Genomic DNA, 22,450 nt, shown 5'->3' on the forward strand with positions numbered 1-22,450 from the left:
CACGGCCCAATGGGGGAAACCGACGCGCCGGCCAGCGATATCGCAGACCTTGCCAAGGGCGGCCGCACGAACATGCTCGGCTTCCTGCTGCGACTGGCGGCGCGAATCCCGTTCCTGTTCATTGCGGGACGCATGTACGGGCCGGCGGCGCTCGGCCGCTTTGCTTATGCGATCCTGGTCATCGAATTCGCGGCCCAGCTTGCGACTTTGGGGCTGAAGCGCGGGCTCGCCCAGCAGCTGTCATCGACCGAACGGCCGCACGTCTGCGTGGTCTGGGACGGGCTGCTGGTCGCTGGCGCGGCCTCAGCGATTGCGGCCGCAATCCTGGCGGCTGTCCCCGAACTGATGTTTCCGAACAGCGGCGTCAACGGCCTCGACCGCCTGTTGCCGCTGACGATCTTCGCCCTGGCCTGGTCCGATGTTTCGCTGGCGGCGCTCGCCTACCGCCACAATGTCGCCGCGACCGTGCGTGCCCGGGCGGTGATCGAGCCCTGGACGATCAGCATCGCGGCCGGCGCGCTCTATTTCTACTCGACCAGGGACGGGCTGATCCTGTCCTACGTGCTGTCGCTGATCGCGGCGCTCGTCGCGTCGATCATCCCGCTGGTCCGGAGCTATGGCTGGCCGCGCGGCTGGTCGCCCCGCCCGATCGCGCTCTTCGGCCTTGCCCGTCGCAACGCCCCGCTTGCCGCAGCCGACGCGATTGAGTGGGCGACGCGCAACGTGGACCGCGCGATCATCGGCCTGTTCTTCCCGCCGGCAACGGTCGGCATCTACTGGGTCGCGCAGCAGATCGCGACCTTGCCGCAAAAGTTGAAGACCAGCTTCGATCCGATCCTTGGCCCGGTGATCACGCAAAGCCTGGCCGAGGGCGACAAGGCCGCGGTTGCAGCGCAGGTGCGGCAGGTCGGTTTCTGGATCATCGCTGCCCAGGCGGGCATCGCGCTCGCGCTCACGATTCCTGGCGAAGCGGTGATGGGCTTGGCCGGCCCGCAATTCGTCAGCGGCACCGGCGCGCTCGCGTTCCTGATGATCGCCGAGGTCGTGGCGGCAACCGCGGTCGTCTCGGAATCGGCGCTGGTCTATGTGGCGCGCCACCGCAACCTGATGATCTCGCTCGCGACGATCGCGATCCAGATTGCCCTCAGCTTCGCGCTGATCATCGGCATGCGCGAGGCTGGTTTGCCGCCAAACGTGCAGGCGGTCGGGCCCGCGATCGCGCTTCCCCTCGCGCTGGGCTTCGCGGCGGTGATGAAGGCGCGGCTGTTGTCGAAGCTGCTCGACGCGCCGGTCTCTCCGTGGCGCTGGGCGCTTGTCTGGGCGGTCGCTGCGGGCACAGTCGTCGGCTATCTGGCAACCCACATTCCCGAATGGAGCGAGCTGCTGATCGGCATGCCGGCGATCCTGCTCAGCTACGGCGCGGTGATCTGGATGAAGGGCTTCACCAGGGAAGACCGGGTGCTGTTCCGGCTGAAGAACGGCGAAAAGCCGACGCTGCCCGCACCGGGAGAGGCGCGGCAGGCGCGGTGATATAAGCCTGGCTCAGTGCCGGAAATGCCGGATGCCGGTGAAGACCATCGCCAGCCCCGCCTCGTCGGCCGCTGCGATCACGTCCGCGTCGCGGATCGAGCCGCCCGGCTGGATCACCGCCGTCGCGCCGGCTTCGACAGCAGCCAGCAGGCCGTCGGCGAAGGGGAAGAAGGCGTCTGACGCGACCGCTGATCCAATCGTGCGCGGCTGCGGCCAGCCGGCCTTCTCGGCTGCGTCCTTCGCCTTCCATGCCGCAATTCGGGCCGATTCGAGCCGGTTCATCTGCCCGGCGCCAATGCCCGCCGTCGCGCCGTCCCTGGCATAGACGATCGCGTTGGACTTGACGTGCTTGGCGACGGTCCAGGCGAACCGGCAATCGGCGAGCTCCTGCTCGGTCGGCTGCCGCTTCGTCACGACTGTCAGCTCGCCGATCGCACCATTATCGCGCGACTGGACCAGCATCCCGCCCGCGATGCTCTTCAGCATCAGGCCCGGCCGCTTCGGGTCGGGCAGTTCGCCGCAGAGAAGCAGGCGGAGGTTCTTCTTGCGCGCGAAGGCCGCCCGCGCTGCCTCGTCCGCACCGGGCGCGACCACCACTTCGGTGAAGATCTCGGTGATCGCCTCCGCCGTCGCGCCGTCCAGCGGCCGGTTGCAGGCGATGATACCGCCAAACGCGGAGACGGTATCGCAGGCGAATGCGGCCTTATAGGCCTCCAGCAAGGTTTCGCCGGTCGCGACGCCGCAGGGGTTCGCGTGCTTGACGATGACGACGGTCGGCGGGCCATCACGGAATTCCGCGACCAGCTCCAGGGCCGCGTCGGCATCGTTGAAATTGTTATAGCTGAGTTCCTTGCCCTGCAGCTGCTCGGCCTGAGCGACGCCGCGCGCCGACGGACCGGCCGGCAGGTACAGCGCCGCCTTCTGATGCGGGTTCTCGCCATAGCGCAGCTCCTGCCCGCGCTTCAGCGGCACCGACAGCGTGTCTGGGAACATCTGCCCCTGGTCGGCAAAGGCGAACCAGGAGGCGATCGTCGCGTCATACTGCGCGGTCAGCGCGAACGCCTTGGCGGCAAGCTGCTTGCGTTCGTCGAGACTGGTCGAACCCCTGGCAACCACTTCATAATCGGCCGGATCGGTGACGATCGCGACGAACGCGTGGTTCTTGGCAGCCGATCGCACCATGGACGGGCCGCCAATGTCGATATTCTCGATCACTTCATCGCGCCCGGCACCGCGCGCGACGGTCTGAGCGAACGGGTAGAGGTTCACCACGACCAGGTCGATTGCGCCGATGCCATGCGCGTCCATCGCCGCGACATGCTCGGGATTGTCGCGTACGCCGAGCAGCCCGCCGTGCACGTTCGGGTGCAGCGTCTTCACGCGCCCGTCCATCATCTCCGGAAAGCCAGTCAGGTCGGAAATGTCGCGAACCTCCAGCCCCGCATCGCGAAGCGCCTTCGCCGTGCCGCCGGTTGAGACCAGTTCGACCCCCTTAGCGGCGAGCGCCCGGCCGAGTTCGGCCAGGCCGGTCTTGTCGGAAACGGAAAGAAGCGCGCGGCGAATGGGGATATCGGTCATGGGCGCGCCTTAGCGGCGCGCTCCCGGCTTGTTAACCCGCCCGCTTGAACAGCCAGCTGACGCTTGCGCCCCCCGGCGGAGATTCGGCGGAAATCACCAGCTGCTGCGTCTCGCGCGGGCGGCCGGTGCCGTCGACCCACAGGCTTTCCTCGGTGCCGAGCACGCCGCCCTTGCAGCGGAATTGCCACAGCGGGCCGTCATCGATCCGGAGCAGGGCACCCTGGCTGTCGGCGGTGAGCGTCACTTCGACCTCCGGCGCCAGATGGAAGCGGATCGCGAACGGCGCCGCGCGCTTGCGGCGGCCGGCGGGGAGCAGCATGTCCTCGCCCGAAAGCTGGCGCCCGTCGACGCTGAGCGCGAGCTGGCGGCGGTGGAGCAAGCCGTAGCGGCGGACATAGCCGTCATGGCTCGCCTCGATCCGGCTGCCCGATTCGAGCTCCTGCCGGTCAATCTCCACTTCGACTACGCCGCGGCCTAGGCTCCCGTCCGGATGCACGGCGGTCGAGTTCGCATCGGCGACGATCAGCGTCGAATGGGCGGCAGTCGCACGGAGCGCGTCGGCAAGCTGCGCGGGCAGCATCGCGCCGGGATTGCGCGCCCCGCCACAGCTGACGACCAGCCGGTGCGATCCGTCCGACATTTCAAAAGCCAGCGTCGACGCGCAACCGCCGCTCGCCGCACGCGATGCCGGCGGGGGCGCAGCGTCCATCGAGATCACGGTCGCGCCGCCGGCAAGGCGCTGATACCCCCACTGCCGCGCCTGCCGCAGCGGGCGCGCGCGAACGCCCGAAGCTTCGACAACCGCCTCGATGCGCCCTTGATCGAACGGCAGCCCACCCTGCCAGCTCGCCAGTCCGCCATCGCCGTGCGTGACACCGAGCAGGGCCGGCACGGCGCGTGCCAGCGTCGTCTCGACCGCCGGAAGCACTTCCTGGCGTCGCGAATCATAGGCCGCGCGGAGGAGGCTCAGCAGCCCGATCGCTTCCAGCAGCGCCGCGGGGGAGCGGCAGATCAGCCCGCCATCCTCACCGAACGTCTGGCCAAGCGCGCGCGTCAGCCCGGCCTCCGCGAAAACGCGGCGCGGATCGCCGCCCGGAATCAGCAGCCCGGCGGCGATCAGCCCGGCCCAGGCGGCGACGCGGCCAAGCCCTTCCGGCGCCTTGTCTGCAGCGCGGTCGAGGTGGCGGGCGCCGCGCGCAAGCGTGTTCAGCACGACAGAGCGATAGACGAGATCGCGGCTCGACAGGATCAGCGGCGCGTGCGCGGTCCAGTAGAGGATGCGTTTGCCCCACAGGTCCGCGCGCCAGACGATGCCGCCGACATGCTCGGCATGGGCGGCGAGCCAGCGGCTCATGATTGCTTCGGCGACCGGCGCGCCCTGCTGACGGGTGCCGGCCGTCGACAGGTCGCGCAGCCAGGCAAAGCTGTGCAGATATTCGACCATGCCCGGCGAGCCTTGAAGCGCACCGAAGTTCAGCTCGCGGATCGCGATCCGCTCGCCGCGCCAGGTGATCCAACCCTGCAGCAGTGCCTGCCCGGCCTTCAGATCGCCGATCACCGGATCGTCGGGCGCCGCGAGCAGCTTCAGCGGAAAACGGCCGCGCAGCCGCAATTTGTGCAGCGGCGTGCGCCAGGCCAGCCGCTGTAGCCTTTCGGCGATGCGCTGCGACAGCGAGATTCCGCGATCGGTATCGACGCGAATGAGCCGCTTGCCCTGCTCGATGCCATCCGCGCCCGGGTCGATCGGCTCGTGCTTGGTCATGACCCTCTCAAGGCTCTGATGTTCTCGGCATAGGCGGACGGGCCGCCCTTGAACGTCGCGGTGCCGGCGACGAGCACGTCGGCGCCGGCAGCGATCGCGCGCGGCGCGGTCGTGCGGTCGATGCCGCCATCGACCTCAAGGTCGATCGGCTTGCCCAGCTTGTCGATCTGCTTGCGGATCGCCTCGATCTTGCGGAGTTGGCTTTCGATGAAGCTCTGGCCACCGAAACCGGGATTGACGCTCATCACCAGCACCAGGTCGATCTCTTCCAGCACATAGTCGAGCATCTTGGCCGGCGTCGCGGGGTTCAGCGACACGCCGGCGCGCTTGCCGAGGCTCTTGATGCGCTGAATCGTGCGATGGAGGTGCGGGCCGGCTTCCGGGTGCACCGTGATCGTGTCCGCGCCGGCCTCCGCGAACGCGTCCAGATAGGCGTCGATCGGTGAGATCATCAGGTGGACGTCGAACGGCTTGGTCGTGTGCGGGCGGAGCGCCTTCACCACCATCGGCCCGATCGTGATGTTGGGCACGAAATGCCCGTCCATCACATCGACATGGATCCAGTCCGCGCCCGCGTCGTCGATCGCGCGGACTTCCTCGCCCAGCCGCGCAAAATCGGCGGAGAGGATCGACGGGGCGATGCGGACCGAGGCTTGCACGGACACTAGCCCTAGTGGCTCCGCGCACGCGTTTGAAGCGTGAGGTCGCCTTTATCCACAATCCCTAACGTTTGAAGCGCGCAATGAAGAAACCGTCGAGCGCGCCTTTGTCGGCGAGCATGGTTGGGAGGGTGCGGACATAGCCGCTCGGGTGCGGCGCGATGCCCTCCGGCAGTTCGTCCGATGCGACCGGATCGAGCGTGAGCTCTGGCGCATGATCGAGATGTAGTTCGCCTTCGTCCGGCTCCAGCGAGCAGGTCGAGAAGACGAGCGTGCCGCCGGGCTTCAGCCAGCCGGAGGCGCGCGCCAGCATCGCGCGCTGCAGCTCGGCCATTTCGGCGATCACCTTCGGGCGGACGCGGTACAGCACGTCCGGGTGGCGGCGGAAAATGCCGGTCGCGCTGCACGGCGCGTCGAGCAGGATCGCGTCCACGGGGGCGGACGGCTCCCACTGCATCACATCGGCTTCGATGACCTCGGCAGAAAGGCGGGTGCGCTGAAGGTTCTCGCGCAGTCGTTCGAGGCGATTCGCCGAGCTGTCCACCGCAGTCACGCGCCAGCCGGCGCTCGCCAGCTGGAGCGTCTTGCCGCCCGGCGCTGCGCACAGGTCGAGCACGGCACGGCCATCGCCGGGTCCGAGCAGCCGGGCCGGAATCGAGGCGGCCAGGTCCTGCACCCACCATTGCCCCTCCGCGAAGCCCGGCAGCTCGGCAACCCGGCTCTGGGTGAAGATGCGGGCGTGTCGGTCGGCCAGATGCTCGCCCGCGAAGGCCTGCGCCGCGTCGGCATCGGCAAAGCTGAGGTCCAGCGGCGGAGGGGCGGCGAGGGCGCTCCGGGCGGCATCGACCATGTCGCGGTCCCAGGCGGTGAGCCACCGCTCCGCAACGCCGCGCGGCAGCGACGGCGAGGCGGGGAGCGTCACCTTGCGCCGCATCAGCGCGCCGAACACGCCGTGCACCAGCCGCCGCGGGCCGCCGTCGACCAGCGGCAGCACTGTCGAGATCGCGGCATGCGGCGGCGTGCCGAGCGCGAGCGCCTGGACCAGCGCGATCCTCAGCGCAAACCGCGCCTTCGCGTCGGGCGGCAGCCGCTGCTGCGTCGCCGAATCGATCAGCGCGTCGAGGTCGGGCAGGCGCCTGAGCGTCTCGGCCGCGATCGCGTGCGCGAGGCCGCGGTCCTCGGGCTTGGCGAGATCGCCCGCAGCCCCGCCCAGCGCGGCTTCGAGCGGCAATCCACGGCGCAATACCGCGTCGAGCAGGCGCAGTGCCGCGCGGCGGGCGTCGACGCCGGGAGGGGAGGCTTGCGGTTTCATGCTTGTTCGCGCGGCTCCCTGCGCCCATCTGGCCTGCAAGACAAGGAGCCGTTCCGATGGGCCAGCGCCCCGCGCATGTGAAGCCGCCCAAATATCTGAGCCCGAACCCGCCCGTGCCGCGGCCGGAGCCGGTCAAGCGCGAGGACGATCCCCTCGGCCTCGACCCCACCCGCTATGGCGATTGGGCGCTCAAGGGAATCGCGGTCGACTTTTAGGCCTCGGCCCGGATCGGCCGCGACAGCAGGCCGCCGATCACGTCGTCCACGGCCGCCTCGCCGCCGAGCAGGGCGCAGACAGCGTCGACCACCGGCATGTCCACGCCCACCTCGCGCGCCGCCTGTTGCAGCACCGGCGCGGTGAACGCGCCTTCCGCGACCGACTTGCGGTCGGCGAGCAGGTCCGCCGCCGCGCGGCCTTGGCCGATGCCAACGCCCAGCGAGAAATTGCGCGAGCTGACCGACGAGCAGGTGAGGACGAGGTCGCCCAGGCCCGACAGGCCCGCCAGCGTCTCCGCCCGCGCGCCTTTCGCAAGCCCGAAGCGCGTCATCTCGGCAAAGCCGCGGCTGATCAGCGCCGCGCGTGCGTTCTGGCCGAGGCCGCGCCCCTCGACGATCCCGCACGCGATCGCGAGCACGTTCTTGACCGCGCCGCCGATCTCCGCGCCGATCACGTCCGTCGACAGATAGGGGCGGAAAAAAGGGCGGGCGATCGCCTCCGCCAGCAGCCTGCCGCGCGCTTCGTCCCGGCAGGCGAGCGTGACGGCGGCCGGCAGTCGTGCCGCGACTTCGTGGGCGAAGGTCGGGCCCGACAGCACTGCGATGGGCGCATCCGGATGCGCTTCCGCCGCGACTTCCGACATCAGCTTGCGGGTGCCTGCTTCCAATCCCTTCGAGCACAGGATCAGCGGCCGGTCCGTTTGCGGCAGCTCCCCCAGCAGCGCGCGCAGATACTGGGCGGGCGGCACGACGAGCAGGATCGAGCAGCTGGCCAAATCGGCGAGCGACGCGGTCGCGCGGATCGCCGGAGACAGCGGCACGCCGGGCAGGAAGACGATGTTCTCCCGCGCGCGGTTGATGCCGTCGACCACATCGGACTCGCGTGCCCAGAGCAGCACCTCTTCGGTTTCCGCTGCGACCTGGGCAAGCGCGGTGCCCCAGGCGCCGCCGCCGATCACGCCGATCGTCATGCCTTCACTCCCGCGCCGCGCGCCGGCGCCGCATCCGGATCGAGCGGCCACCGCGCGCGCGCCGGCGTGTCAAGCGGGTCGGTGAGCCCGGCCGCGAAGCGTTCGGCGCCTGCCCAGGCGATCATCGCCGCATTGTCGGTGCAGAGCCACAGGGGCGGCGCGACAAAGGGCAGGCCCTGCTCGGCCGCCAGCTGTTGGAGCGAAGTGCGGATCGCGCCGTTCGCCGCGACGCCGCCGGCCACGACGAGCGCCCTAATCGCTCCCCGTTCGCTTCGAGCGCAGTCGAGAAGCGTGTCTCGACTTCGCTCGACACGAACGGCTTCGATGGCTCTTCTCGTCCGGTCCACCAGGCAATCGACCACCGCCTGTTGGAAGGACGCGGAAATGTCCTCGCTCGACCAGCGGCCAGCATCGCGCGCGCGGCCGACCGCGCTCTTCAGTCCGGCGAAGGAGAAATGCGGATCGGCGGTGCCGACCAGCGGGCGGGGCAGCGGCACGGCTTTCGGATCGCCGCTTCGCGCCGCTCGCTCGACCGCCGGGCCGCCGGGAAAGCCGAGGCCGAGCAGCTTCGCGGTCTTGTCGAACGCTTCCCCCGCAGCGTCATCGATCGTCGTCGCGAGCCGCCGGTAACGGCCCACGCCCTCGACCAGCAGCAGCTGGCAGTGACCGCCGGAGACAAGCAGCAGCAGATAGGGGAATTTGAGGTCGGGCGACGCGAGCCGCGGGCTGAGCGCATGGCCTTCAAGGTGATTGACCGCGATCAGCGGCTTGTGCGCGGCGAGCGCCAACGCCTTGGCGGTGACCAAACCAACCATCACCCCCCCGATCAGCCCCGGCCCGGCGGTCGCCGCGATCGCATCGGCGTCGTCCAGCGACTTGCCGGCGTCGGCGAGTGCCCCCTCGACCAGCGGCATCAGCGCCTCGACATGCGCGCGTGCGGCGATCTCCGGCACGACGCCGCCATAAGGCGTGTGCTCTGCCTCCTGTCCCGCCAGTCGATGCGCCACGATCTCGCGCGTGTCCGTCACCAGCGCGGCGGCGGTCTCGTCGCAACTCGATTCAATGCCCAGGATCAATGCCATTGCCCGCGCTCTAGCGTCGATTCCGCGCAAGCGGAAATCCCGCTTTGATCTCGCACGAAGAGCACGAAGAACACGAAGGGGCCTTCTTTGTGTGCTTCGTGCTCTTCGTGCGAGCAAATTGGGTTTTCCGCTTCGCGGACGTCAGTAGCGACGCTAGACGGCCCCCCATGGAACGCATTCTCCGCCTCGGCACGCGCGGGTCGCCGCTGGCGCTGACGCAAGCGCATATGGTGAAGCGCGCGCTTGAGGCCGCGCATGGCTGGCCCGACACGGTAATCGAGATCGTGCCGGTCAAGACCAGCGGCGATCGCATCCAGGATCGTCCGCTTGCCGAAGTCGGCGGCAAGGCGCTCTGGACCAAGGAACTCGACCTGGCTCTTGACGACCGCCGGATCGACTTTGCAGTCCACTCGATGAAGGACGTCGAGACAATTCGCCCGGCCGAGATCGTGATCGCGGCGATGCTGCCGCGCGCCGATGTCCGCGACCGGCTGATCGGGGCCGAGTCGATCGATGCGATCCGTAAGGACGGCCGCGTCGGCACCAGTTCACCGCGACGAAGCGCGCAGCTGCGGCGGTTGCGGCCCGATCTGGAAATCGTGCTGTTCCGCGGCAATGTCGACACGCGGCTGTCCCGCCTCAATCTCGGCGAGGCGGACGCGACGTTGCTCGCCGCTGCCGGGCTCGACCGGCTTGGTCGGGCCGATGTCGGCGTGCCGATCCCGATCGAGACGATGCTGCCGGCGCCGGCGCAAGGCGCGGTCGGCATCGAGGCACGCCGCGACGACTTTGAGGTGCGGGAGTGGCTGGCGGCGATCGATGATGCGGCGACCAGCGCCTCTGTGCATGCCGAGCGCGCGTTGCTGGCTCGACTGGGCGCGGACTGCGGGTCACCCGTCGCGGCGCTGGCCATCCCGGCCGAGAGCGGAATGCGGCTGCAGGCCCAAATCCTTTCGCCCGACGGCAGCGAATCGGTGGAGGACGCTGCACTGATCGGCACGCCGGAAGATGCCACAACGCTCGCGGCCGCGCTGCTGGAACGCGCCTCCGCCACGCTCCGCGCCCATTTCAGCGGATGACCCGCCCGGTCCTCGTGCTTCGGCCGCAGCCAAGTGCCGATGCGACCGCCGCCCGCGCGGCGGAACGAGGGCTCCGCGCGGTTGTCGCGCCGCTCTTCCGGATCGTGCCGCGCGACTGGACCATGCCGAAAATGGCCTGCGACGCGCTGCTGATCACCAGCGCGAATGCCGCCGGCGCGCTGGATGACCGGCTCGACCGGAGAACGCCCGTCTATGCCGTCGGAGAAGCGACCGCAGCCGCGGTGCGATCCGCAGGATTCGAGTCGGTAATCGCCGGCCCGGGACACATCGATGGGCTCGTCCCGATCGCGGCTGCGAACGGGGTGCGCTCGCTGCTCCATCTGGCCGGCGAGCATCGCACGGCTTTCGATCCGGCTGGCTTGCGGATCGAAACGCGCACTGTCTACGCGGCCGAGCCCGTCGCTCCGCCGCCGGCTTTCGCCGCGGCGCTACTGGACGGCGCCGTGGCCCTGCTTCATTCCGCGCGCGCAGCCCGGCGCTTCCGAGAACTTGCCGGCCCTGGCCACCGGATCGCGGCGATCAGCGATGCCGTGATCTGCGCGGCAGGAGAGGGCTGGAAAGCAGGCGTGGTGGCGGACCGGCCGACCGACGACGCACTGCTGGCGGCGGCCGCGCGGCTGTGCCAATGATGCGGCCAGGATGAGCACCGACTACACCACGCTCGAAACCCGGCCGGCGCGAAGCCGTCTGCCGATCGTCATCGGCCTCATCGCCTTTGTCGCAGGGCTGGTGCTTGCCGGCTGGCTGCTGTCGCGCTGGGACACCGCGCGCAATTGGTTGCTCGGAACGACGACGCCGGCCGCGGCGAGCGCGCCGCCGGCGCAACCGGCGCGCGTCGCCCAGACGACACCGATGGTCCCCGCACCGCCCCCGTCTTCAATGGACCCCAACGCCACGGCGGCGCTCGGCCAGCGCGTGGGCGAGATCGAGACGCGGATCGACCGGGTCGCCGAGCGGGCCAATGCCGCGGGCGACAATGCCGCGCGCGCCGAAGGCCTGCTGATCGCATTCGCCGCCCGCCGCGCGCTCGAACGCGGCCTTGGCCTCGGCTATATCGAAGCGCAGCTGCGCGAACGGTTCGGAGCGACCCAGCCGCAGGCGGTCGCGACGGTGATCGCCGCGTCGCGCGATCCGATCACACTCGAGGAGCTGCAGCTCGGCCTTGACGATCTCGCGCCGTCGCTGACCAGCGGCACCAGCGAGGAGGGTTGGTGGGCATCGCTGAAGGGGGAGCTTGCGAACCTGGTTGTCGTGCGCAAAGCGGGCCAGCCCTCGCCGGTGCCTGCTGAACGCCTGCGCCATGCGCGGCGGCTGCTCGAAGGGGGGCAGGTCGAAAAGGCACTGGTCGAGGTCGCGCGGCTGCCGGGCCGGGCAAAGGCCCAGAATTGGATGCGCGCCGCCCGGCTCTACATCCAGGCGCGGCAGGCGCTCGACGTGATCGAGACCGCCGCGATCCTGACGCCGCGTGCGCCGGTCACGCCGCCGCCCTTGCTGCCGGAACCCCCTCCCACCATGTGATCGCGGGCCGATGGCCTATTCAGTCAAGGAAATCTTCTACACGCTCCAGGGCGAGGGGCGGAATGCCGGGCGCGCCACGGTGTTCTGCCGCTTCGCCGGCTGCAACCTGTGGTCCGGCCGCGAGCAGGATCGAGGGGCGGCGGTCTGCACCTTCTGCGACACCGATTTCGTCGGAACCAATGGAACCGGCGGCGGCAAGTTCCGGGATGCTGAAGCGTTGGCGGCCGCAGTCGATGCCGAATGGCAGGGCGACGGCGGCCGCAAGATGGTCGTGCTGACCGGGGGCGAGCCGCTGCTCCAGGTCGATCCTGCGCTGGTCGAGGCGCTTCATGCCCGCGGTTTCGAGATCGCAGTCGAGACCAACGGCACGTGTCCGCCGCCGCCCGGTATCGACTGGCTCTGCGTCAGCCCCAAGGCCGACGCGCCGCTCGCGGTGGCCGGCGGCGACGAGCTGAAGCTGGTCTATCCGCAAGCTGCGGCGATGCCGGAGCGATTCAGCGACCTGGCGTTCGATCACTTCCTGCTGCAGCCCATGGACGGCCCCGCGCTGGCCGAAAACACCGCCGCCGCGATCGCCTATTGCATGGCCCACCCCAAATGGCGCCTGTCGGTCCAGACGCACAAGGTGATCGGGATCCGTTAGTTTGCGCCTCCTCCCGGCCGGGAGAGTTACAGCGCGTCGAAATCGATCGGCTGATGACGGTCGAGGTCGTTTTCGACAGGCGGCATCGGGTATTTGAGGCCCGTCGCGCAGTTGAACAGCACGACCTCGTCGTCCACGCCGACCAGGCCGTCCGCGAGTGCCTCGCGATAGGCCGCGAGCGTTGCGCCGCCCTCGGGGCAGAGCAGCAGCCCGTCCTGCCCCGCCGCATCCGCGACGGCCTGCAGCGTCGCCTCGTCCTCGACCGCGAGAGCGGCGCCGCCACTCTCGCGAACGGCCTTCAGGATCAGGAAATCGCCGAGGGCCTTGGGCACGCGAATGCCGGCGGCAACCGTGTGCGCATTCTCCCAGCGCTCGGCATGATCGGTGCCCTCGTCGAACGCCTTGACGATCGGCGCGCAGCCGGCCGCCTGCACCGCGAACATCTTCGGCCGCTCCGATCCGATCCAGCCCAGCGCCTCCAGCTCGTCGAACGCCTTCCACATGCCGATCAGGCCGGTGCCGCCGCCCGTCGGATAGAAGATCGCGTCGGGCAGCTTCCAGCCGAGCTGCAGCGCCAGCTCCAGCCCCATCGTCTTCTTGCCCTCGATCCGGTACGGCTCCTTCAGGGTCGACAGGTCGAACCAGCGGCCCTGGCGCGTGCCTTCGGCGACGATCGCGCCGCATTCGTCGATCAGCCCGTTGACGCGCCACACGCGCCCACCCTGCAGCGCGATCTCGCGGACATTGGCCTCGGGGGTATCTTCGGGGCAAAGGATCACCGTCTCGATCCCGCAGCGGCTCGCATAGGCGGCGAGCGCAGCGCCGGCATTGCCGTTGGTCGGCATCGCGATCCGCTTGACGCCCAGCGCCTTCGCCATCGACACGGCCATCACCAGCCCGCGCGCCTTGAACGAGCCGGTCGGCAGCCGCCCTTCATCCTTGACCAGCACGTTCGCCCCGCCCGAGCGCGGGATCGGGATCAGCGGCGTCTCGATCTCGCCCAGGCTGACGATGTCCTCCTTGCGCCGCACCGGCAGCAGCTCGCGCCAGCGCCACATGTCCGACGGGCGCGACTCGATCGCGTCGCGGGACAGCTCGCGCCCGATCCGCGCCAGGTCATAGCGCACCAGCAGCGGCTTGCCCGCTTGGGACAGCTGCTGAAGCGTGTCGGCCGGGTAATGCTCGCCGGTCGCCGAGCATTCGAGATTGGTGACATAGGTGGGCCGCTCGGCGGTCAGGTTTGCATCGCTACGCATGGAGTCGCTTTGACGCGCCCGTGCCGGCTTCGCAAGCGGCTCAGCCGCCAATCGGGCGCGGCACGCCGGGACGGCCCAGCGGGCATTCGAGGGCCGCACGATCCCAGCGGCCGCAATCCGCCGCCGCGGCATAGCTGGCCTCAAGGAACTCGAGCAGCACCGCCTCGGGCTCCGGCGCGCGTCTCACGGCGTCGTAGCGCAAGACGAATTCGCCGAGCGTCTCGTCGTACGCAGCGCCGCCCGGCATCGGCCGATCGCGGAAGGCGGGCGGTTCCGGATAGGCGTAGGAATAGAAGGCAGCGTGGGGAAAGGCGCCATTGCCCGGCCAGAACCCGGCGCTGCTGACTTCGTGCGAATAGGCTTCTCGGGTGACGCGGTCGGGGAGACCGGGCACCCCGCCCGGATGCATCGGCGCCTTGCGGCCGGAGAAGCGCGTCACCGCCAGATCGAAGCTGCCCCAGAAGAGATGCACCGGACTCGCCTTGCCGATAAAGCCGCTGCGGAACAACCTGAGCACGCGATCGACGCGCACAAGCGCCTGCCAGAAGCGCCGGGCGGCGTCGGCGTCGTAGCTCGCGTGGACATCGTCCTTCCGGAAAGGGATCGGATCCGCCACCTCGTTCGGCACGGCGTAGATTGAGACTTCCACGCCAAGCGCGGCCAGTGCCGCCATTACCTCGTCGTAGAACTGGGCGACTGGTATCGGCCGAAGCGCGAAGCTCTGCACGTCGCCCCCGCTGCTGCGGCAGACGAGCCGATGGTCGATGAAGTCGAACTCGATATCAACCGCCAGCGCGCCCGCCGGAATGAGCGATGTCGTGAGCCCGCGCGCGGAAACGTAGAGCGGCACCTGCCAGCCATGGTTGAGCCACGGCGTCAGCGCCAGCCGCACCTTGCCGACGATCTGCGTCCAGAGCTGCAAGGTTTCAGCCGTGTCTTGCCAATCGGCGAAATCGAGCTCGGGCCAGCCTCCATCCATCTGCCACGTCCTTTCAGCCCGAATGTCGCATGCGGACGACAAAACGTCGCCCGGATTCGGCGCCATGTTGACGACGAAGCCGCCGTCGTGGCACTGGGCCGCCGCATTCAGCGGGTATAGCTCAATGGTAGAGCACTAGCCTTCCAAGCTTGTGATACGGGTTCGATCCCCGTTACCCGCTCCAGTCGCCGACCAATAAAGTTGGTTGGAGTGACCTACTGCTCGCGGCGCATCGCGTCCAATGCCGGTTCGACCCCGCTCATTCAGGCAAAGATGAAATCCTGTGCCGTGAGCGCAGAGAGCTGGACGTGGTTCAGGGTGGCGCTGTTGCTCGCGTCCAGGGTGAAGACGACGTCGTTCCCCTGCTGCACCGCATGATTCATCATATCCTGAAAGCTGGAGAAGGTTCCGGCGAGAAAGCGCACCGTGTCTCCCGGGGCCGCGCCGTTGCCTGCAAAGTCGGCGACCGTATCGTGGCCGAATCCAGGGCCGAACACGAAGGTGTCGTTGCCCTGATCGCCGAACAGCACGTCGTTGCCGCCATAGGCCCAGATCGCGTCGTTTCCGGCGCCGCCATGGATCGTGTTCGCCGCCGCATTGCCGACAATGGTGTTGTTCAGCTCGTTGCCGGTCAGGTCGATGGCATAGGTCGACGCTGATCCCATGGTGCGCAGCAACTCGACTTCGCTGCCGCCGGTCAGCGTATAGCTCGCCGTGGCAATCACCGTGTCGTTGCCGCCGCCGGCCAATTCCTTGACCAGGTCCTGGGCATTATCGACGAAATAGGTGTCGTTGCCGCCATAGCCCCACATCGTATCGGCGCCGGCAGCGCCATCGATCCGGTTGTCGGCGGCATTGCCGACGATCGTGTTGTGCAACTCGTTGCCGGTCAGGTCGATGGCATAGGTCGAGGCCGATCCCATCGTGCGCAGCAACTCGATCTCGCTGCCGGCGGTCAGCGTATAGCTCGCGGTGGCAATCACCGTGTCGTTGCCGCCGCCGGCCAATTCCTTGACCATGTCCTGGGCATTATCGACGAAATAGATGTCGTTGCCCCCATAGCCCCACATCGTATCGGCGCCGGCAGCGCCGTCGATCCGGTTGTCGGCGGCATTGCCGACGATCGTGTTGTTCAGCTCGTTGCCGGTCAGATCGACTGCATAGGTCGAGGCTGATCCCATGGTGCGCAGCAGCTCGACTTCGCTGCCGGCGGCAAGCGTGTGGCTTACAGAGGCAATGATCGTGTCGTTGCCGCCGCCGGCAGCTTCCACGACGGTGTCGCTGCTATGGGCGACGAAATAAGTGTCGTCGCCGGCATAGCCGTACATCGCGTGCGGACCGGTACCGCCGTTGATCGGGTCGGCCGTCAGCGTGTTGTTGCCGGCATCGCCATGGATTGTGTTGGCCGACTGGGCGTCTCCCGCGTCGGCGGGCGGCAGCGGGGCCGGGACCGGGGCCGGAATGGGCGACGGCGGGGCGCTGGTGGGGAGGTGGTAGCCGACGCCTGAGGCGATCAGGTCGAGCTCGCTGGTCGGATTGACGAGGTTCGGCACCTGGGCCCGGGCGGCGGGATCGAGCTTGAAGTTGACGTTGCCGTCCTGGAACAGGCCGGTGACGTTTGCGGTGATGATGTTGTCGGTGATGTTGTGCTGCAGCGCCACGTCGGTGCTGTTCTGCACGTTGATCCAGAAGGATTTGACGTCGGTCGACTTGGACAGGACGGTGTTGTCGAGAACCTGCGCTCCGGTGACGCCGTTCAGGTAGATCCCGTTATAGGCGTCGTTGGAATAGAGGACGTTGTTCTGGATCAGGACGTTCTTGTAGCCATAGGACAGCGGGTCGGACATGAAGATGCCCTGCGTGCCGGTCTGGTCGATGCCGCTGAAATAGGTCTGGAAGATCACGTTGTCCTTGATCGTGATATTGGTCTGGCCCTTGGTCTGGCCAGTGTTCCAGAACTGGATCGCGTCGGAGTGGTCGCCGAGAACCTGGCGGAAGTCGCCGATGTGATTGCCTTCGATTGACAGGCCGTCATTGGCGATCGAGATGATGCCGTCGGATCGGATCAGGGTGACGCTGTTGTCCTTGATCGTGGTGTTGGTGCTGTTCTGGAGCACGAGGCCGCGATACAGTTCCTCGAACCGCGAATTGCTGATGTTGAGCCCGCTCGCGCTCGTCACGGTCAGGCCGACGCCGTCGTTCGACGGATCGCCGTCCTGGGACCCGTGGAAGGCCATGCCGTTCAGCTTGATGTCGCTCGAGGTCTTGATCCAGGACAGCTGGGTATAGGTCGGCTCGCCCGCGTTGAGCGCCCGGCCGACGTCCAGCCCGACAAAGCTGATGTTCTTGGCATTGGCCACGAACAGGCCATCCAGATGCGCGCCGCTGCCCGGGTTCGCCGCCTCGATCGTCAGCGTCGACGCATAGGTGCGGTTGAAGATGGACACCGCGCCATAATTGCCGTCGGCCAGCACGATCCGATCACCGCCTGCCGCGCTCGCAATCGCCGACGTCAGCTCCGTCGCATTGGAAACATTGAAGGTGGTCATCCCAATCCCCGTTCAAAGGCCGGCGGTGCGGCGTGTCGGGGCGGGCATTAAGAATTGTGGTTTAAGACCGTGGCTAACCGAAACTTCGGAATCTACGGTAGGCCGGCGAGGGGCCCGGCGCCCGGGCGATGCCTCGTTTCTCCGCGACAAATCGCGACAATATCGTTCCGCCTTCGACAAACTCGCGCGACCGTTGCGGGTTAGACCGGCAGCGTCGGAGGTGGAGAATTATGGCGACGGCTTTGATGATGTCGGCTCTTGGCGCGCTGGCGCTGACCAGCGGGATCGCGCTCGCCGCGGGCCAGCCGCATGACATGGGCGATCACCCGATGGGCGACCTGACCCGCGCGCAGGCGATCGCGATGGCGAACGGCCATTTCGACCGCATGGACGTCAACAAGGACGGCAAGCTCGACCGCGCCGACCGCGAGGCGATGCATGCCAGAATGGCCGCCGAGATGTTCGACCGCGCCGACGCCAATCACGACGGCATGATCAGCCGTGACGAATGGAATGCCGGCGCCGCCAAGCTTGCCGAAATGCGCGAACATGGCGGCCCCGGCATGCACGGCCGTCCGATGATGCGGCACATGGGCATGATGGCGGATGCCGACGGCGACCGCGCAATCACGCGCGAGGAATTCCAGAAGCGTGCGCTCGAACATTTCGACCGGGTCGACGCGAACCACGACGGCACGATCAGCGCGGCGGAGCGCGAGCAAGCTCACGCCGCGATGCGGGAGCATTCCGAGCGCAAGTAGCGCGCTCCGGGTGCCTCCGTCCGGCGCACCGCGTCTTTTCCCCTGTGGCGCGGCCGCCGGAGAGCCGGGGCGGACGAGGTTGACCCTGCCTCGTCCGCCCTTTCCTTTCCTTTCCAAGCCTGCTTGGAAAGGATGACCTATGGACGAAAAGCCGCACATCCTGCTTGTCGACGACGAGCGCTCGATTCGCGAGCCGCTCGCGACCTATCTGAACCGCAACGGCTTTCGGGTGACGCAGGCGGGGGACGCGGCGCAGGCGCGCGAGCGGTTGCACGGCTATGCGATCGATCTCGTCATCCTGGACGTGATGATGCCCGGCGAGGATGGGCTCAGCCTCTGCCGCCATATCCGCGAGACCTCCGAGCTGCCGGTGATCCTGCTGACCGCGATGGCGGAGGAGACCGACCGCATCGTCGGCCTCGAAATGGGCGCGGACGACTATGTCGTGAAGCCGTTCAGCCCGCGCGAGCTGGTAGCGCGCATCAAGGTCGTGCTGCGGCGCATCGGCCGTGGCGGCGGCACCAAGCTGCGCGCCCCTGAAACGGGCAATTACGCCTTTGCCGGCTGGGTGCTGAAGGCAGGCGAGCGCGGGCTGGTCGATCCCGACGGCGTGCAGGTGCCGCTGTCGACCGGAGAGTTCAACCTGATGCTCGCCTTTGCGACCCATCCGCACCAGGTGCTGAGCCGCGACCAGCTGCTTGACCTTGCCTATGGCCGCGAAGCGCACGCGTTCGACCGGGCGATCGACAATCACATCAGCCGATTGAGGCGCAAGATCGAGGCCGACCCGAAGACCCCGGGGCTGATCAAGACCGTCTGGGGCGGTGGCTATACGCTGGCCGCCGACGTGACGCGGCTTTGAGGCGCTTCTGGCCCAAGAGTCTCGGCGCGCAGCTTGCGCTGCTGATGGCGCTGGCATTGGGCGTGGCGCAGGCGGTCAATTTCGTGCTGCTGCTCCAGGCGACCAAGCGCCAGACCTATGTGCAGACGGCGACGCTGGCGATTGCCCGGCTTGCCGAGACCGTGCAGCGGACCCGCACCGGCGCGACGACGCCGGCCATGCTGCGCGGGTCGATCGCGTCCTCCGCCACCCCGATCCGGCCGGACATGGAGCTGAAGCCGGATGTCGCCACGTTCGCGCGCGAAATGCTCGGCCAGGTCGGCATCCGCGTCGGCGACATCGAAGCGGCGGAAATCCCGGCGCGGGAGTTCCAGGTCCAGGTCGACGACAAGGGCCGGCTGCTGCGCCAGTCCGCGGTGCTGCAACGCCGGGTGATCGTCGTATCGGCCGAGATCGCGCCCTCGCGTTGGGTGACGACCGCGGCGCCGCTGCCGCCGCTTCACGCCGGCGTGTTCGGCGGCCTGATCTTCCAGACCTTCGTGCTGTACGGCTTCATCCTGCTGACCGTCCTCTGGGTCGGCGGACGGCTGGCGCGGCCGCTCGCCGAGCTGCGCGACGCCGCCGAGCGCTTCGACCGGCGCAGCGCCCCTGCGCCGATCGCCGAGCAGGGGCCCTCGGACATTCGCCAGCTGATCGCCGCGTTCAACGCGATGCGCACGCGCATCACGGCGATGCTGGACGAGAAGGACCGGATGTTGGGCGCGATCGGCCACGACCTGCGCACGCCGCTGGCCTCGATGCGCGTGCGCACTGAGCTGATCGAGGACGACGGCGAACGGGCGCGCATGGCCGCCACGATCGACGACATGAACAAGACGCTCGACGACATATTGTCGCTCGCCCGGCTCGGACGGCCGAGCGAGCCCGAGCAGCGGGTCGATCTGCCGGCCCTGGTCGAGAGTGTCGCCGAGGAATTCGAGGACCTTGGCGCCGACGTCACGGTGGAAGAGGTCGACCGTCTGGCCGTGCCGATGCGGCCGAACCTGGTGAAGCGGGCGGTCCGCAACCTGATCGAGAACGCGCTCAAATATGGCGAGCGGGCCCGCGTTCGCGTGGTCCCGGAAGATGCATGGGCCGTGGTGGAAGTCGACGACGAAGGCCCCGGCATCCCGCCGCAAGACATGGAACGCATGTTCGAGGCGTTCACGCGCCTTGAAACGTCGCGCAGCCGCGACACCGGCGGCGCCGGCCTGGGCCTCGCCCTCGCGCGGGCGATCGTCGACGCGCACGGTGGCACGCTGACGCTCCAGAATCGGGAGCAGGGGCTGCGGGCGACGATGCGGCTGCCGCTCTAGATCCTCCCCTGCAAGGGGAGGGGGACCGCTCGCGAAGCGAGTGGTGGAGGGGTGTCAGCGTTCGAGATTTATTCTGAGGCGCTGACACCCCTCCGTCGCGCTGCGCGCGCCACCTCCCCTCTAAGGGGAGGATTGCAGGACCGTTCCAAATCACGCGCTCTTGCCCTAACCACGCCCCATGCTCACGCTCGCCCTGCTCCTCGCCGCCGCCGCTCCGCAATCCGATCTCGCTCGCTTGCAGGCGGAAGCCGCGCACGTCACGATTACGCGGGACGATTGGGGCATCGCCCACGTGAGGGGGCGCAGCGATGCCGACGCGGTGTTCGGCGCGATCTATGCCCAGGCCGAAGACGACTTCAATCGCGTCGAGCGCAATTATCTGATCGCGCTCGGCCGGCAAGCCGAGGCGGACGGCGAGGAGAAGATCTGGGACGATCTGCGCGCGCGCCTGTACGTCGACGAGGCGACCTTGCGCGCCGCCTATGCGCGCAGCCCCAAGCCGATGCAGGCGCTGATGAACGCCTGGGCGGACGGGCTCAATTATTACCTCGCCACGCATCCAGAGGTTAAGCCCAAGGCGATCGCGCGGTTCGAGCCGTGGATGGCGCTCTCGTTCACCGAAGGCAGCATCGGCGGCGATATCGAACGGATCGATCTCGACCAGCTCCGCGCCTTCTACGGCGGCAAGCCGCCCGCTATCGCCCAGGCCGACACAGGCGAGAAGGAACCGTCAGGCTCCAACGGCTTCGCGATCGCGCCGGCCCTGAGCGCGGACGGCCATGCGCTGCTGCTGATCAACCCGCACACCAGCTTCTTCTTCCGCTCCGAGCTGCAGATGACCAGCGACGAGGGGCTGAACGCTTACGGCGCGAGCACCTGGGGCCAGTTCTTCATCTACCAGGGCTTCAACCCGCATATCGGCTGGATGCACACGTCGAGCGGCGTCGACGTGGTGGACGAGTTCGCGGAAACGATCGAGCGCAAGGGCAGCCGGCTGTTCTACCGCTATGGCGGGCAGCTGCGGCCGGTTGAGACGCGGGTGATCACCGTCCGCTACCGCACGCCCGACGGCGGCACGGCGGCGCGCAGCTTCACCACCTATCGCACCCATCACGGCCCGATCGTGCGCGATGCCAAGGGCAAGTGGATCGCGTTCGCGATGATGTTCAAGCCGGTCGAGGCGCTGCAGCAATCCTGGCTGCGCACCAAGGCGGACGACTTCGCGTCCTTCCTGCAGATTGCCGAGCTGAAGGCCAATTCGTCGAACAACACGATCTTCGCCGACGACAAGGGGGAAATCGCTTACCTGCATCCGCAATTCGTGCCGATGCGCGACAACCGGTTCGATTACACCAAGCCGGTCGACGGCAGCGATCCCGCCACCGACTGGAAGGGGCTGACGCCGCTTGCCCAGCTGCCGCACGTCGTCAGCCCGCCGAACGGTTGGGTAATGAACACCAACAACTGGCCCTATTCCGCCGCCGGGGAAAACAGCCCGCGCCAGGCCGACTTCCCGCGCTACATGGATACCTTCGGCGAGAACCCGCGCGGCATCCACGCGACGATGCTGCTGAAGGACCGGCGCGATTTCACGCTGCCGTTGCTGCTGGATTCGGCGTTCGATTCCTACCTGCCGGCCTTCGCGCGGCTGATCCCCACGCTGGTTCAGGCCTATGACGGGCTGCCGGCCGGCGACCCGCTGAAGGCGAAGCTGAAAGGCCAGATCGCGCTGCTTCGGACGTGGGACTATCGCTGGGGCATCGCCTCGCAGCCGACCTCGCTCGCCGTTTTCTGGGGTGAGGCGCTGTGGAAGGATGCGAAGGCCCCGGCCGAAGCCGAGGGCGTCAACATCTATGATTTCATGGCCGACCGGACGACGCCGAAGCAGAAGCTGCAGGCGCTGGCCGAAGCGTCGGACCAGCTGGAACGGGACTTCGGCCATTGGGGCGTCGCCTGGGGCGAGATCAACCGTTTCCAGCGGCTGACCGGCGATATCGTCCAGCCGTTCAACGACAAGGCGCCGAGCATTCCGGTGCCGTTCACGTCGTCGCGCTGGGGCTCGCTCGCGTCATTCGGGGCGAAGGCTTATCCGGGAACGAAGCGCTGGTACGGCACCAGCGGCAACAGCTTTGTCGCCGTGATCGACTTCGGCCCCAAGGTCCGCGCGCGGGCAATCACGGCCGGCGGCGAAAGCGGCCACCCGGAGTCGCCGCACTTCAACGACGAGGCGGAGCGCTACACGACCGGCAATTTCCGCGAGGTCTATTTCTGGCCGGATCAGCTGAAGGGCCACACCGAGCGGGTCTACCGGCCAGGGGAGTAAAGCCCCTCTCCCGCTT

General features: G+C 68.1%; 19 protein-coding genes and 1 tRNA gene. 11 read left to right on the forward strand and 9 right to left on the reverse strand.

The genetic code is table 11. The annotated features are described in order from the left end of the window. Window positions 1-9: 9 nt before the first annotated feature. A complete protein-coding gene (locus SCH01S_RS12110) occupies window positions 10-1,530 on the forward strand; it encodes a lipopolysaccharide biosynthesis protein (protein WP_046349061.1) in 1,521 nt (506 codons plus the stop codon). A 12-nt stretch (window positions 1,531-1,542) separates the two neighbouring features. On the opposite strand, the gene purH is transcribed toward SCH01S_RS12110, so the two are convergent. The 4 genes from purH to SCH01S_RS12130 all read right to left on the reverse strand — a co-directional run bounded on the left by purH (window position 1,543) and on the right by SCH01S_RS12130 (window position 6,841). Further along, on the reverse strand, window positions 1,543-3,108 hold the full coding sequence (gene purH, locus SCH01S_RS12115; RefSeq protein WP_046349062.1) for a bifunctional phosphoribosylaminoimidazolecarboxamide formyltransferase/IMP cyclohydrolase: 1,566 nt from the start codon (window positions 3,106-3,108) through the stop codon (window positions 1,543-1,545). A 31-nt stretch (window positions 3,109-3,139) separates the two neighbouring features. Further along, on the reverse strand, window positions 3,140-4,870 hold the full coding sequence (locus SCH01S_RS12120; protein WP_046349063.1) for a heparinase II/III family protein: 1,731 nt from the start codon (window positions 4,868-4,870) through the stop codon (window positions 3,140-3,142). Beyond that, a complete protein-coding gene (gene rpe / locus SCH01S_RS12125) occupies window positions 4,867-5,529 on the reverse strand; it encodes a ribulose-phosphate 3-epimerase (protein WP_046349064.1) in 663 nt (220 codons plus the stop codon). The genes SCH01S_RS12120 and rpe overlap by 4 nt, the downstream gene beginning before the upstream one ends. Window positions 5,530-5,593: 64 nt before the next feature. Next, on the reverse strand, window positions 5,594-6,841 hold the full coding sequence (locus tag SCH01S_RS12130; RefSeq protein ID WP_046349065.1) for an RsmB/NOP family class I SAM-dependent RNA methyltransferase: 1,248 nt from the start codon (window positions 6,839-6,841) through the stop codon (window positions 5,594-5,596). A gap of 56 nt (window positions 6,842-6,897) precedes the next feature. Here SCH01S_RS12130 and SCH01S_RS16210 point away from each other — a divergent pair, with 56 nt between their 5' ends. Then, window positions 6,898-7,056, forward strand: a complete 159-nt coding sequence (locus SCH01S_RS16210) for a DUF1674 domain-containing protein (protein ID WP_084689545.1) — start codon at window positions 6,898-6,900, stop codon at window positions 7,054-7,056. Here SCH01S_RS16210 and SCH01S_RS12135 read toward each other — a convergent pair. Both SCH01S_RS12135 and tsaD read right to left on the reverse strand, forming a co-directional pair. Next, on the reverse strand, window positions 7,053-8,027 hold the full coding sequence (locus tag SCH01S_RS12135; protein WP_046349094.1) for an NAD(P)H-dependent glycerol-3-phosphate dehydrogenase: 975 nt from the start codon (window positions 8,025-8,027) through the stop codon (window positions 7,053-7,055). The genes SCH01S_RS16210 and SCH01S_RS12135 overlap by 4 nt on opposite strands. Beyond that, a complete protein-coding gene (tsaD, locus tag SCH01S_RS12140) occupies window positions 8,024-9,109 on the reverse strand; it encodes a tRNA (adenosine(37)-N6)-threonylcarbamoyltransferase complex transferase subunit TsaD (protein WP_046349066.1) in 1,086 nt (361 codons plus the stop codon). The genes SCH01S_RS12135 and tsaD overlap by 4 nt, the downstream gene beginning before the upstream one ends. A 167-nt stretch (window positions 9,110-9,276) precedes the next feature. On the opposite strand from tsaD, the gene hemC reads away from it, so the two are divergent. The 4 genes from hemC to queE are packed head-to-tail and all read left to right on the forward strand — an operon-like array spanning window position 9,277 to window position 12,370. After that, window positions 9,277-10,188 carry a hydroxymethylbilane synthase gene (gene hemC / locus SCH01S_RS12145; protein WP_046349067.1) on the forward strand — a complete coding sequence of 304 codons (912 nt, stop codon included), beginning with the start codon at window positions 9,277-9,279 and terminating at the stop codon, window positions 10,186-10,188. Next, entirely contained in the window at window positions 10,185-10,838 is a 654-nt protein-coding gene (locus SCH01S_RS12150; protein WP_046349068.1) for a uroporphyrinogen-III synthase, read from the forward strand. The genes hemC and SCH01S_RS12150 overlap by 4 nt, the downstream gene beginning before the upstream one ends. Before the next feature lie 10 nt (window positions 10,839-10,848). Beyond that, window positions 10,849-11,727, forward strand: a complete 879-nt coding sequence (locus tag SCH01S_RS12155; RefSeq protein WP_046349069.1) for an MICOS complex subunit MIC60 — start codon at window positions 10,849-10,851, stop codon at window positions 11,725-11,727. Between the two features lie 10 nt (window positions 11,728-11,737). Continuing rightward, a complete protein-coding gene (gene queE / locus SCH01S_RS12160) occupies window positions 11,738-12,370 on the forward strand; it encodes a 7-carboxy-7-deazaguanine synthase (protein WP_046349070.1) in 633 nt (210 codons plus the stop codon). Window positions 12,371-12,396: 26 nt separating this feature from the next. Here queE and SCH01S_RS12165 read toward each other — a convergent pair whose 3' ends face one another. Continuing rightward, window positions 12,397-13,626 carry a threonine synthase gene (locus SCH01S_RS12165; RefSeq protein WP_174436040.1) on the reverse strand — a complete coding sequence of 410 codons (1,230 nt, stop codon included), beginning with the start codon at window positions 13,624-13,626 and terminating at the stop codon, window positions 12,397-12,399. Window positions 13,627-13,666: 40 nt separating this feature from the next. Further along, window positions 13,667-14,605 carry a DUF5996 family protein gene (locus SCH01S_RS12170; protein ID WP_046349096.1) on the reverse strand — a complete coding sequence of 313 codons (939 nt, stop codon included), beginning with the start codon at window positions 14,603-14,605 and terminating at the stop codon, window positions 13,667-13,669. Window positions 14,606-14,715: 110 nt separating this feature from the next. On the opposite strand from SCH01S_RS12170, the gene SCH01S_RS12175 reads away from it, so the two are divergent. After that, a tRNA-Gly gene (locus tag SCH01S_RS12175) sits at window positions 14,716-14,789 on the forward strand. A gap of 79 nt (window positions 14,790-14,868) precedes the next feature. Here SCH01S_RS12175 and SCH01S_RS15910 read toward each other — a convergent pair. Beyond that, entirely contained in the window at window positions 14,869-17,154 is a 2,286-nt protein-coding gene (locus SCH01S_RS15910) for a right-handed parallel beta-helix repeat-containing protein (RefSeq protein WP_052733922.1), read from the reverse strand. A gap of 230 nt (window positions 17,155-17,384) precedes the next feature. On the opposite strand from SCH01S_RS15910, the gene SCH01S_RS12185 reads away from it, so the two are divergent. The 4 genes from SCH01S_RS12185 (at window position 17,385) to SCH01S_RS12200 (ending at window position 22,434) form a co-directional block, all read left to right on the forward strand. Next, complete coding sequence (locus SCH01S_RS12185; protein WP_052733923.1) at window positions 17,385-17,915, forward strand: EF-hand domain-containing protein; 531 nt, start codon at window positions 17,385-17,387, stop codon at window positions 17,913-17,915. A gap of 139 nt (window positions 17,916-18,054) precedes the next feature. Beyond that, window positions 18,055-18,777: a response regulator gene (locus tag SCH01S_RS12190; RefSeq protein ID WP_046349071.1), complete on the forward strand. Its 723-nt coding sequence runs from the start codon at window positions 18,055-18,057 to the stop codon at window positions 18,775-18,777. After that, window positions 18,774-20,111 (forward strand): ATP-binding protein, encoded by a 1,338-nt coding sequence (locus SCH01S_RS12195; protein ID WP_046349072.1) that lies wholly within the window; start codon window positions 18,774-18,776, stop codon window positions 20,109-20,111. The genes SCH01S_RS12190 and SCH01S_RS12195 overlap by 4 nt, the downstream gene beginning before the upstream one ends. A gap of 178 nt (window positions 20,112-20,289) precedes the next feature. Continuing rightward, complete coding sequence (locus tag SCH01S_RS12200) at window positions 20,290-22,434, forward strand: penicillin acylase family protein (protein WP_046349073.1); 2,145 nt, start codon at window positions 20,290-20,292, stop codon at window positions 22,432-22,434. Window positions 22,435-22,450 lie beyond the last annotated feature (16 nt).

This window comes from Sphingomonas changbaiensis NBRC 104936, assembly GCF_000974765.1.
Taxonomy (GTDB): Bacteria; Pseudomonadota; Alphaproteobacteria; order Sphingomonadales; family Sphingomonadaceae; genus Sphingomonas_B; species Sphingomonas_B changbaiensis.

Coding starts and splice junctions, on each gene's coding strand:
- SCH01S_RS12110 (WP_046349061.1), top strand. CDS start 10: ATGGGGGAAACCGACGCGCCGGCCAGCGATATCGCAGACCTTGCCAAG.
- purH (WP_046349062.1), bottom strand. CDS start 3,108: ATGACCGATATCCCCATTCGCCGCGCGCTTCTTTCCGTTTCCGACAAG.
- SCH01S_RS12120 (WP_046349063.1), bottom strand. CDS start 4,870: ATGACCAAGCACGAGCCGATCGACCCGGGCGCGGATGGCATCGAGCAG.
- SCH01S_RS12130 (WP_046349065.1), bottom strand. CDS start 6,841: ATGAAACCGCAAGCCTCCCCTCCCGGCGTCGACGCCCGCCGCGCGGCA.
- SCH01S_RS16210 (WP_084689545.1), top strand. CDS start 6,898: ATGGGCCAGCGCCCCGCGCATGTGAAGCCGCCCAAATATCTGAGCCCG.
- SCH01S_RS12135 (WP_046349094.1), bottom strand. CDS start 8,027: ATGACGATCGGCGTGATCGGCGGCGGCGCCTGGGGCACCGCGCTTGCC.
- tsaD (WP_046349066.1), bottom strand. CDS start 9,109: ATGGCATTGATCCTGGGCATTGAATCGAGTTGCGACGAGACCGCCGCC.
- hemC (WP_046349067.1), top strand. CDS start 9,277: ATGGAACGCATTCTCCGCCTCGGCACGCGCGGGTCGCCGCTGGCGCTG.
- SCH01S_RS12150 (WP_046349068.1), top strand. CDS start 10,185: ATGACCCGCCCGGTCCTCGTGCTTCGGCCGCAGCCAAGTGCCGATGCG.
- SCH01S_RS12155 (WP_046349069.1), top strand. CDS start 10,849: ATGAGCACCGACTACACCACGCTCGAAACCCGGCCGGCGCGAAGCCGT.
- queE (WP_046349070.1), top strand. CDS start 11,738: ATGGCCTATTCAGTCAAGGAAATCTTCTACACGCTCCAGGGCGAGGGG.
- SCH01S_RS12165 (WP_174436040.1), bottom strand. CDS start 13,626: ATGCGTAGCGATGCAAACCTGACCGCCGAGCGGCCCACCTATGTCACC.
- SCH01S_RS12170 (WP_046349096.1), bottom strand. CDS start 14,605: ATGGATGGAGGCTGGCCCGAGCTCGATTTCGCCGATTGGCAAGACACG.
- SCH01S_RS15910 (WP_052733922.1), bottom strand. CDS start 17,154: ATGACCACCTTCAATGTTTCCAATGCGACGGAGCTGACGTCGGCGATT.
- SCH01S_RS12185 (WP_052733923.1), top strand. CDS start 17,385: ATGGCGACGGCTTTGATGATGTCGGCTCTTGGCGCGCTGGCGCTGACC.
- SCH01S_RS12190 (WP_046349071.1), top strand. CDS start 18,055: ATGGACGAAAAGCCGCACATCCTGCTTGTCGACGACGAGCGCTCGATT.
- SCH01S_RS12200 (WP_046349073.1), top strand. CDS start 20,290: ATGCTCACGCTCGCCCTGCTCCTCGCCGCCGCCGCTCCGCAATCCGAT.